The organism is Bradyrhizobium sp. Leo114 (assembly GCF_055229415.2).
This window is the reverse complement of record NZ_JBUYEN020000062.1, coordinates 24,511-34,042: the sequence shown is the minus strand read 5'-3', so window position 1 is coordinate 34,042 and position 9,532 is coordinate 24,511. Positions and strand designations below refer to the sequence as shown.

Sequence of the window (9,532 nt, the reverse complement as noted above, 5' to 3'; positions counted from 1 at the left end):
GCTTCTCGAAACTGAAGCGTTTCAGGCGCGTTGCTACGCGCTACGAAAAAACCGCACGAAATTACTTCGCTGTCGTCGCTATCGCCGCAACTCTGCTCTGGCTAAGATAACTGTCCACGCGACCTAGTCCATCGCTGGCGCGGTGCGGTTCTTTCTTTCTCGCACCTTTCTACAGGCCCGTGGTGCACGACCGGCAAGACTCGATCGCTCGCCGATCTCTGGCGCGTCGGAACCATTGCCGTTTCTTCCCGTTTATGTCCGCCATTGAGGCCAGCGCAGCAGCGATCAGCGGCGCGGCCGACGCTCCGGCACATTGGATCAGAAGCTCTAGGAATCGCCTGCACCGCCCTGCTGTTCCCGAATTGCCCCGGCAGAAGCGAATGCAAGCGATGGGAACGGTCGCGCCTTCGGGCGCGACCAGTTCCGCAGGCGGTGAGGATCAGCCCAACGCCATTTCGACGGCGATACGGATCAGGTCGGAATGGCTCTTGGCGCCCAGCTTCTGCTTCAGAAGCGAAGTGGTGTTGGCGACGGTCTTGTAGGAGATGTTGAGCGCCGCGGCGACCTCGCCGATCTTGTCGCCCCGGCCAAGCAGCCGCAGGATTTCCAGTTCGCGCGGCGACATCAGCGAGGCCGGATTGGCCTTGATGGCGGCGCCCGAAAAGGTCACGGCTTCGGCAAGGTGCGGCGATATGTAATTGTCCCCTGCCGCGACCTTGCGGACGGCTTTCACGAACACCCTGGGATCGTCGGTCTTTGAAACATAGCCCTGGGCGCCTGCTTCCACCGCGCGGACGACGAAGGCCGGATCGTCGTTCATGCTGAACATGATGATCCTGGCCTCTGGATCCTCCTTGCGGATCCGGCGCATCAACTCGAACCCGGAAACATCCGGGAGGTTGATGTCGATGACGGTAACATCAGGCTTCTTGCTGACATAGGCGCGGTGTCCCGACTTGGCGTCGGTGGCTTCCTCGATCTTCACCGAGCTGTCGGAAGCGAACAGCGACCGGCACCCGGACAACACTACCGGGTGGTCATCGACAATCAATATTCTTGTGGCCGGTTTCGGCGTATCTTGCATCACTTGCATTCTGTATCCAGAACATAGGTCCCCGGGAACCGGTGAAAAGAAAAAACCACCGGAGCGAATTAGAATTATCCAAATGTGGAAAAAATGTTCGCTCCGAACGCGGTTCTTCCTTCCGCTCGGTATCATGTTCGTGGCGGCGCTCCTGATCGGAGCGGGTTCGCTGCAGCTTTTCGTGCCGGAGCAACTGTCGGACGAGAGCGCACCGGCCGCACGTTCGGCCAGGGTGGTTGCCGACGCGCTCAACAGCGCGCTTCGGACCTCGGCCAATCCGCAAGCGACGCTGGATGCCTTTGCGCAAGCGCTCGGCACCTCCGAAGCCATCCGCTTCCAACCCGACGGTGCAAGCCACCCGCGGCCGCGGGTCGAGGTGCAAACCCCGATCGGACGGGTGCCGCGATGGTTCGTGGACCTGCTCACGATACCGGAGGTGGGCGCATCGTTCCCCGTCCGGATCGAAGGCAAGCAGGTCGGTGAGATCATTTTCTCGCCCGACCTGTCGGCCGATATTTTCGAGAAATGGATCGGCTTTGTTGCGATCACATTCTCCGTGGTTGCGCTGACGCTGCTCACCGGCGCTATCGCTTATTTCACCTCCGGCGCCGTGCTGCGTCCCCTGCAGGATCTCGGCGAAGGCCTCACCCGCATGCGCGGGGGTGATTATAAGCAGCTCATCCCCCCGTCGGGCCCGCCGGAGATCCGCCGAAGCGCCGAGGAAGCCAACGAACTTGCCCGCACGCTGAGCTTGCTGAGCCAGGACAATCGAGGTCTGCTGCGCCGGATCGTCTCGCTGCAGGATGACGAGCGGCGCGATATGGCGCGCGAACTGCACGACGAGCTCGGACCGCTGTTGTTCGGCATTCGCGCCAAAGCGGTTGCGCTGCTCGAAGCTCTCCCGCATGGCAACCTGCAACTTGCGGCCTCCGTCGACGGCATCCTGCAATCGGTCGAAGCGCTGCAGCAGGCCAACCGCCGCATCCTCGACCGGCTGCGGCCGCTCTACATCCAGGACTTGGGGCTGGAAAAAAGCATCGAGACGTTACTGCAATATGCGCGCGCGCAAGCGCCCGGGCTCAAGCTCGTCTCGCACATCGACGGCAGGCTGAATGCGATCGAGGGTCTGCTCTCGCAGACCGTCTATCGCGTGATCCAGGAGAGCATCACCAACGTGCTGCGCCATGCCCGAGCCCGCTCGGTCACCGTGGAGGCTTCGATGAAGGCGGCGGAGCTGATCGTGGAGGTATCGGACGACGGCATCGGCCTTCCCAAGGACTCCGTCTTCGGCCGAGGGCTGACCGGGATGCAGGAACGGGCCCGCGCGCTGAGCGGCACGCTCGAGCTGGTGCGCGAAGACGGACGGACCATCGTGCGCTGCCTCCTGCCGGTCGGCGACAGCGCGCTTGGCTGATCGCCGCGCTCGGCGCGGCATGATCTACGCGCGACGTTGGCCGCGAAACCACAATGCGAAGACGATCAACACCGCCACGGCGAGCGTGAACCAGGTGATGGCGTATTGCATGTGGTCGTCCTTGAGATTGACCTTCAGCGGTCCCGGCTTGGGAATGCCGCTGTCGGGCACGGGCGACTCGAGATCGATGTAGAAGGGCGCGACGGCCTTGCCGCCCTCGCCCCAGCCGAGCGCGCTCGCCATCGCGAGATGATTGCGGACGAACCATAGGCGTTTTGCTGGATTTTCCTTCGGTGTCAGCGAGCCGGCCCCCTCGGGAAAGCGGAGATAGCCGCTCAGCTTGACCGGTTCGCCCGTGATCAGCGGCGCGACCGCGCGATCCTGTTGGGCACGATCCTGCATCGTGTTCTGCACAAAGCCGGCATTGATCACGGCGATCTCGCCGTCAGGCAGGCGCGCCGGCAGAAACGCCCAGGTGCCGGGACCGGAAATGTCGTCACGGACCGCGGAGCCAGAACTGAATACCATCGCATCCGGCAGCTTCGCATAGGTTGCAGTGAAAGTGACGCGGCGGAATTCGTCGCTCACTGGACGTAGCGCGGCCCATTGCGAAGGCTGCGGCAGCGCTTCGGGCGCCGCCGCCAGGCGCTCGTTGAGGGCCGCGATCAGCGCATGCTTCTCGACCCGGCGCTGCAACTGCCAGATCCCGAGGCCCGTGAACACCACCACCAGGATCAACGTGAAAATGCCGAAGCCAGCGGCGCCGCGCCGTTGCGTGGATGCTGCGGTCATTTCTGCTCGCGCTTGATCAGCCGGCCCTCCGCCGCCTTGTGGTGGAACTGGAGTGCGATCAAAAGCGATTTCATCGAACGCAGCGGCAGCAACGTGACGACGACGATGAGCGGCAGCCAGAGCACCGCATGCACCCAGAACGGCGGCTGGTACTTGACCTCCACAATCAGCGCACAGGCAACGACGATCGCGCCGGCCAGCATGATGATGAAGATCGCCGGCCCATCGCCGGAATCGATGAAGGCATAATCCAGCCCGCAACTCTCGCAGCGCGGAGCCAGCGTGAGGAAGCCCGCATAGAGCTTGCCCTTGCCGCAGCGCGGACAGCGGCAGGCGATGCCGCGGAGCGCGCTCTCGGTGACCGTCGGGGGAGTGTCGGCTGGCATCAAGTCGTTCGATCTTTACTCGCGAAAGCAAAAGGGCGGCCATCTGGCCGCCCCTTGTAGCACGTCACGGCGGGTTAGTGCGCGGCGTGCGCCATGGTTTCGGCGCCGCGGCCCCACACGTAGATGCAAATGAACAGGAACAGCCAGACCACGTCGACGAAGTGCCAGTACCAGGCGGCGAACTCGAAGCCGAGGTGCTGCTTCGGCGTGAAGTGGCCAGCATAGGCGCGGAACAGGCAGACCAGGAGGAAGATGGTGCCGATAATCACGTGGGCGCCATGGAAGCCGGTCGCCATGAAGAACACGGAGCCGTAGACATTGCCGCCGAACGAGAACGTCGCATGGGCGTATTCATAGGCCTGCACGCAGGTGAAGGCCGCGCCGAGCAGCACGGTGAGGATCAGGCCGTATTTGAGGCCCTGGCGATCGTTTTCCAAGAGCGCATGGTGGGCCCAGGTCACCGTGGTGCCGGAGGTGAGCAGCAAGAGCGTGTTGAGCAGCGGCAGGTGCCAGGGATCGAAGGTCTCGATGCCATGCGGCGGCCAGGTGCCCGGCACGGCGCAGGCGCCGGCGGCGGTGCCGGCGCCGCAACCGAAGATCGCGTCGCGGGCGGCATGGACCGGATCGGCCGGGAACAGCGCGGCGTTGAAGAACGCCCAGAACCAGGCGACGAAGAACATCACCTCGGAGGCGATGAACAGGATCATGCCGTAGCGGTGATGGAGCTGCACCACACGGGTGTGGTCGCCCTTGTACTGGGCCTCGCGGATCACATCGCCCCACCAGCTCGCCATGGTGTAGAGCACGCCGATCACGCCGATGCCGAACACGATCGGCGCGCCCGTGAACATGTGATGCATCCAGCCGATGGCGCCGAAGCACATGATGAAGGCCGAGATCGAGCCGACCACCGGCCAGGGGCTCGGATCGACGAGATGGTAATCGTGATGCTTGACGTGCGCCTCAGCCATTGCAGTCTCTCCGTTCGCGTGCCGTCAGGCACGTATTCGTCTCAGAAATTCAAAGATTGCCCTTGCGCTTGTCCGACTCGCCGGAGGCCACTGGCTTCGGGACCGGATCGCGCACGGAATAGAAAGTGTAGGACAGGGTGATCGATTTCAGGCTGTCGTTCTCGCGGTCGGCAACCAGCGCCGGATCGACATAGAACACGACAGGCATCTCCCGCTTCTCGCCCGGCGCCAGGGTCTGCTCGGTGAAGCAGAAGCAGTTGATCTTCTGGAAGTAGGCCCCGACCGTCAGCGGCGCGACATTGTAAGCCGCCTGGGCCGTCGTCGCCCGCGCCGACTGGTTGGTCACCGTGTAGAAGACGGTGACGACCTCACCGATCCTGACTTCGATCTCGTTCTGCTCGGGCTCGAACTTCCAGGGCAGGCCCGGCGCGACATTGGCATCGAAGCGAACCTCGATCTTGCGGGCGAGCGGACCCTCCGCCGGCGCAGAGGTCGCAACCTGGGTGGTGCCGTTGAAGCCGGTGGCGCGGCAGAACCAGTTGTAAAAGGGCACCGCCGCATAGGACGCGCCGACCATCAGCACGACGACGAAGCCGCAGATCGAGGCAACCACCGCGTCACGCGTCAGCGTGCGGCGGGACGCCTTTTGGCTCGTGCCGGACTGCCTGGGCGTGGTCGTCTCTTGCGCCATCTCGATCACATCTCAGATCGGCCGCACCAGGACGGCCGGGCCCTTGACCAGGGTGACCGCGAAGAACAGCACGACCAGGACACCGAGCGCGAGCGCAATGGCGATCGAGCGCTGGCGGCGGCTCCTGAGCTGCGCCTCGGTAAGGACAATTCCTTCTTGCTCGCGTTTGTCATCCATTGCGTGTTCATGCGCTCCTTACCCGACCCATGATGCAACGGTGCGGAAGGCAACCTCGACCAGCAAGGTCGCGAACAGCGCGAACAGATAAAAAATGGAGAAAGCAAACAATTTGCGGCAGGCGCGATTGGCTTCCTTGCCCTCGCGGCGGCGATAGACGTCGACCGCGAGCCAGAGCATGCCCGACCCGAGCAGGAGCGAGGCGACGCCATAGACCGCATCGAAATAGCCGAGCGGCCACGGCGCCACCGCGATCGCGACAAGCACGATCGTGTAGAGCAGGATCTGCAGCCGGGTCGCGTCGGGACCGGCGACCACGGGCAGCATCGGCACGCCGGCGCGGGCGTAGTCGTCGCTGCGGAACAGCGCCAGGGCCCAGAAATGCGGTGGGGTCCAGAAGAAGATGATCAGGAACAACAGCACGGGCTCGATCGACAACGAGCCGGTTGCCGCCGCCCAGGCCACCACCGGCGGCAGCGCGCCAGCGGCACCGCCGATCACGATGTTCTGCGCAGTCCAGCGCTTCAGCCACATCGTGTAGATCACGACATAGAAGAAGATCGTGAAGGCCAGCAGCGCGCCCGCGACCCAGTTGACCAGGATGCCGAGCGTCATCACCGAGAAGAACGCCAGCGTCAGGCCGAAGGCGGTGGCTTCTCCACTTGTGATGCGGCCGCGTGGGATCGGCCGGTTGGCAGTGCGCGTCATCAACGCGTCGATATCGCCTTCATAGGCCATGTTCAGCGCGCCGGAGGCGCCGGCGCCGACCGCGATGCAGAGGATCGAGGTGAAGGCCAGCACCGGATGGACGTGACCAGGCGCGATCATCAGGCCGACCAGCGCGGTGAAGATCACGAGCGACATCACCCGCGGCTTCAGAAGCGCGATGTAGTCGCCGACCTCGGCCTCGGAGATCCGCGGCAACTCGATGGCATTGTGATCGACAACCGACACGATGGTCTCGTTCCCTTAAAATCAAGCAGAGAGCGTGACGCGCCCCTAAGGGCGCGTCACTGTTTCCTTTACTGCACGCGCGGCAGCACTTCGAACTGGTGGAAGGGCGGCGGCGAGGACAGCGTCCATTCCAGCGTGGTGGCGCCGGCGCCCCACGGGTTGGCGGCCGCCTGCTCCTTGCGGACGAAGGCGTCGATCACGCCGTAGATGAAGATCAGCACGCCGAAGCCGGAGATGTAGGAGCCGACCGAGGAGACCAGGTTCCAGCCGGCGAACGCGTCCGGATAGTCGACATAGCGGCGCGGCATGCCCGACAGACCGAGGAAGTGCTGCGGGAAGAACACCAGGTTCACGCCGATGAAGGTGAACCAGAAGTGCAGCTTGCCGATGGTCTCGCTGTACATGTAGCCGAACATCTTCGGGAACCAGTAGTACCAGCCTGCGAAGATGCCGAACACGGCGCCCAGCGACAGCACGTAGTGGAAGTGGGCCACCACGTAGTAGGTGTCCTGTAGCACGCGGTCGACGCCGGCATTCGCCAGCACGACGCCGGTGACACCGCCGACCGTGAACAGGAAGATGAAGCCGATCGCCCAGATCATCGGCACCTTGAACTCGATCGAGCCGCCCCACATCGTGGCGATCCAGGAGAAGATCTTCACGCCAGTCGGCACCGCGATCACCATGGTGGCGGCGACGAAGTAGGCCTGCGTCGCCGACGACATGCCGACCGTGTACATGTGGTGCGCCCACACCACGAAGCCGATGCCGCCGATCGCGACCATCGCGTAGGCCATGCCGAGATAGCCGAACACCGGTTTGCGCGAGAAAGTCGAGACGATCTGGCTGATCATGCCGAAGGCCGGCAGGATCAGGATGTACACTTCAGGATGGCCGAAGAACCAGAACAGGTGCTGGAACAGCACCGGGTCGCCCCCGGCATCGGGCGCGAAGAAGGCGGTGCCGAAGTTACGGTCGGTGAGCAGCATGGTGATGGCGCCGGCGAGCACCGGCAGCGACAGCAAGAGCAGGAACACCGTCACCAGGATCGACCACACGAACAGCGGCATCTTGTGCAGCGTCATGCCTGGTGCGCGCATGTTGAAGATCGTGGTGATGAAGTTGATCGCGCCCAGGATCGAGGAGGCACCGGCGAGGTGCAGCGACAGGATCGCAAAGTCGACCGCCGGCCCCGGATGGCCCGAGGTCGACAGCGGCGCGTACATGGTCCAGCCGGCGCCGACGCCGTTGGCGCCCGGCTCGCCCTCGACGAAGGTCGAGATCAGGAGCAGCGCGAAAGAGGCCGGCAACAGCCAGAACGAGATGTTGTTCATGCGCGGGAACGCCATGTCGGGCGCGCCGATCATCAGCGGCACGAACCAGTTGCCGAACCCGCCGATCATCGCCGGCATGACCATGAAGAAGATCATGATCAGGCCGTGCGAGGTCACGAACACGTTGTAGGTATGGGACTCGTGGAAGATCTGCACGCCCGGATACATCAGCTCGGCGCGGATCGCGATCGACATCGCAGCCCCGATGATGCCCGCAATGACCGCGAAGATAAGGTACATCGTGCCGATGTCCTTATGGTTCGTGGAGTAGAGATAGCGGCGCCATCCGGTCGGATGGCCGTGATCATCATGGGCGTGATCGTGTGTCGCTGCGCCTGTTGCCATGTCCTAGATCCTTAAGCCAATTCCCTTTGGACCTTTGCGGTCCCATCGCCCTTATTCTTCCGATGCGCGCCCGCCCCCGGGCTTGCAGCCTTACCGCGACGCCTGACCAATCGAGGCGTATGAATTCGCCGGGCTGCTGGCAAATTTCTTCTTCGCGGCGTCCACCCAACTCGCGAATTCCTGATCCTCCACGACCCGCACCGCGATCGGCATGAACGCATGATCCTTGCCGCACAGCTCGGAGCACTGGCCGTAATACATGCCGGTCTTGGTGGCCTTGAACCAGGTCTCGTTGAGACGGCCCGGGATCGAGTCGATCTTGATGCCGAAGGCCGGCACCGCAAACGAGTGGATAACGTCCGCGCCGGTGGTCTGGATCCGGATCACCTTGTTGACCGGCACCACCATCTCATTGTCGACGCCGAGCAGCCGCGGCTGCTTGTCCTGGGCAAGCAGCGAGTCGAACTCGAACTTGCCGTTATCCGGGTAGGCGTAGGACCAATACCACTGCTTGCCGGTGACCTTGATGGTCAGGTCCGACTTCGGCACGTCGAGCTGCAGGAACAGGAGGCGGAACGACGGCACCGCAATGCCGACCAGGATCAGCACCGGAACCAGCGTCCAGGCCACCTCGATCAGCGTGTTGTGGGTGGTCCTGGAGGGGACCGGATTCGCGCGCGCGTTGAACTTCATCACCACCATGACGAGCAGCGCCAGCACGAACAGCGTGATCACAGTGATGACCACCAGCAGGAAGTTATGAAACCAGACGATGTTCTCCATCACCGGGGAGGCCGCCTGCTGCAGGGTGACTTCCCAGGGCGCCGGCTGCCCCAATTCGGCGAATGCCGTCCCGCCGGCCGCGAGCGCCATGCCCGCTACCGCACCCCCCAGCAACCGCCGGCCCATCAGGCCCATCGACATCCTCATGCCGCTCGCGCTCCCTATGATTTATCCCCTTAGCACCCCCGCCACACGGCGTGGATGCAGCACGATCCGCCCTCACAAACGGCCTGCCGGACGCACTTTCGGAAAGTACAGGGGCCAGATCGTTAGAACGCGTCGAAATCTAGCCTCTCAAACCATAATTCGCAGGCGCTCGCAATGCAGTAGTAGGGCCTCAGGCCATGCGCGATCGGCTATTCCCGTGATGTGACATTTTCTCGATAAATCAGGCGATAGCGCCACTTCCGCGGGCAACGCCGCTTGACAGGGCGATTGCTGGATGTACCCACAGGCTGGGCGCTCCGCAGGAACCTGATTCGCGCGAAGCGTCCCCACCGCGGCGCGAGATTTGCTTGGGGATCGCCTTCAAGGCGCCGTCATTGCGGTATCAGTCGTTTTGCGTGCCGCCGGCAGCCGGGCAATGCACCCGACCTTGGCC

General features: G+C 63.4%; 10 protein-coding genes and 1 pseudogene. 2 read left to right on the top strand and 9 right to left on the bottom strand.

Translation table 11 applies throughout. The features are described from left to right. A pseudogene (locus ACZIRK_RS39630) lies at window positions 1-110 on the top strand (IS5/IS1182 family transposase); the annotation flags it as partial. Window positions 111-439: 329 nt separating this feature from the next. Here the strand turns inward: ACZIRK_RS39630 and ACZIRK_RS39625 are convergent. Beyond that, complete coding sequence (locus ACZIRK_RS39625; RefSeq protein ID WP_028167930.1) at window positions 440-1,084, bottom strand: response regulator transcription factor; 645 nt, start codon at window positions 1,082-1,084, stop codon at window positions 440-442. Between the two features lie 82 nt (window positions 1,085-1,166). On the opposite strand from ACZIRK_RS39625, the gene ACZIRK_RS39620 reads away from it, so the two are divergent. Next, window positions 1,167-2,498, top strand: a complete 1,332-nt coding sequence (locus tag ACZIRK_RS39620; protein WP_130227292.1) for a histidine kinase — start codon at window positions 1,167-1,169, stop codon at window positions 2,496-2,498. A 24-nt stretch (window positions 2,499-2,522) separates the two neighbouring features. On the opposite strand, the gene ACZIRK_RS39615 is transcribed toward ACZIRK_RS39620, so the two are convergent. The 8 genes from ACZIRK_RS39615 to coxB form a co-directional block, all read right to left on the bottom strand. Continuing rightward, window positions 2,523-3,290, bottom strand: coding sequence for an SURF1 family protein (locus ACZIRK_RS39615; RefSeq protein ID WP_130227291.1), 768 nt, complete (start codon window positions 3,288-3,290; stop codon window positions 2,523-2,525). Then, on the bottom strand, window positions 3,287-3,676 hold the full coding sequence (locus ACZIRK_RS39610) for a DUF983 domain-containing protein (protein WP_130227290.1): 390 nt from the start codon (window positions 3,674-3,676) through the stop codon (window positions 3,287-3,289). The genes ACZIRK_RS39615 and ACZIRK_RS39610 overlap by 4 nt, the downstream gene beginning before the upstream one ends. A gap of 74 nt (window positions 3,677-3,750) precedes the next feature. Continuing rightward, window positions 3,751-4,647, bottom strand: coding sequence for a cytochrome c oxidase subunit 3 (locus tag ACZIRK_RS39605; RefSeq protein ID WP_028167934.1), 897 nt, complete (start codon window positions 4,645-4,647; stop codon window positions 3,751-3,753). Between the two features lie 49 nt (window positions 4,648-4,696). Next, the gene (locus ACZIRK_RS39600; RefSeq protein ID WP_130227289.1) at window positions 4,697-5,338 is read right to left on the bottom strand and encodes a cytochrome c oxidase assembly protein; all 642 of its coding nucleotides are present in this window, start codon (window positions 5,336-5,338) and stop codon (window positions 4,697-4,699) included. Window positions 5,339-5,350: 12 nt separating this feature from the next. Beyond that, on the bottom strand, window positions 5,351-5,515 hold the full coding sequence (locus ACZIRK_RS39595; protein ID WP_028167936.1) for a hypothetical protein: 165 nt from the start codon (window positions 5,513-5,515) through the stop codon (window positions 5,351-5,353). Window positions 5,516-5,533: 18 nt separating this feature from the next. After that, window positions 5,534-6,469 carry a heme o synthase gene (locus ACZIRK_RS39590; protein WP_130227288.1) on the bottom strand — a complete coding sequence of 312 codons (936 nt, stop codon included), beginning with the start codon at window positions 6,467-6,469 and terminating at the stop codon, window positions 5,534-5,536. 68 nt (window positions 6,470-6,537) lie between these two features. After that, on the bottom strand, window positions 6,538-8,148 hold the full coding sequence (gene ctaD / locus ACZIRK_RS39585) for a cytochrome c oxidase subunit I (RefSeq protein WP_028167938.1): 1,611 nt from the start codon (window positions 8,146-8,148) through the stop codon (window positions 6,538-6,540). Window positions 8,149-8,238: 90 nt separating this feature from the next. Further along, window positions 8,239-9,078 carry a cytochrome c oxidase subunit II gene (gene coxB, locus ACZIRK_RS39580; protein ID WP_130227287.1) on the bottom strand — a complete coding sequence of 280 codons (840 nt, stop codon included), beginning with the start codon at window positions 9,076-9,078 and terminating at the stop codon, window positions 8,239-8,241. Window positions 9,079-9,532 lie beyond the last annotated feature (454 nt).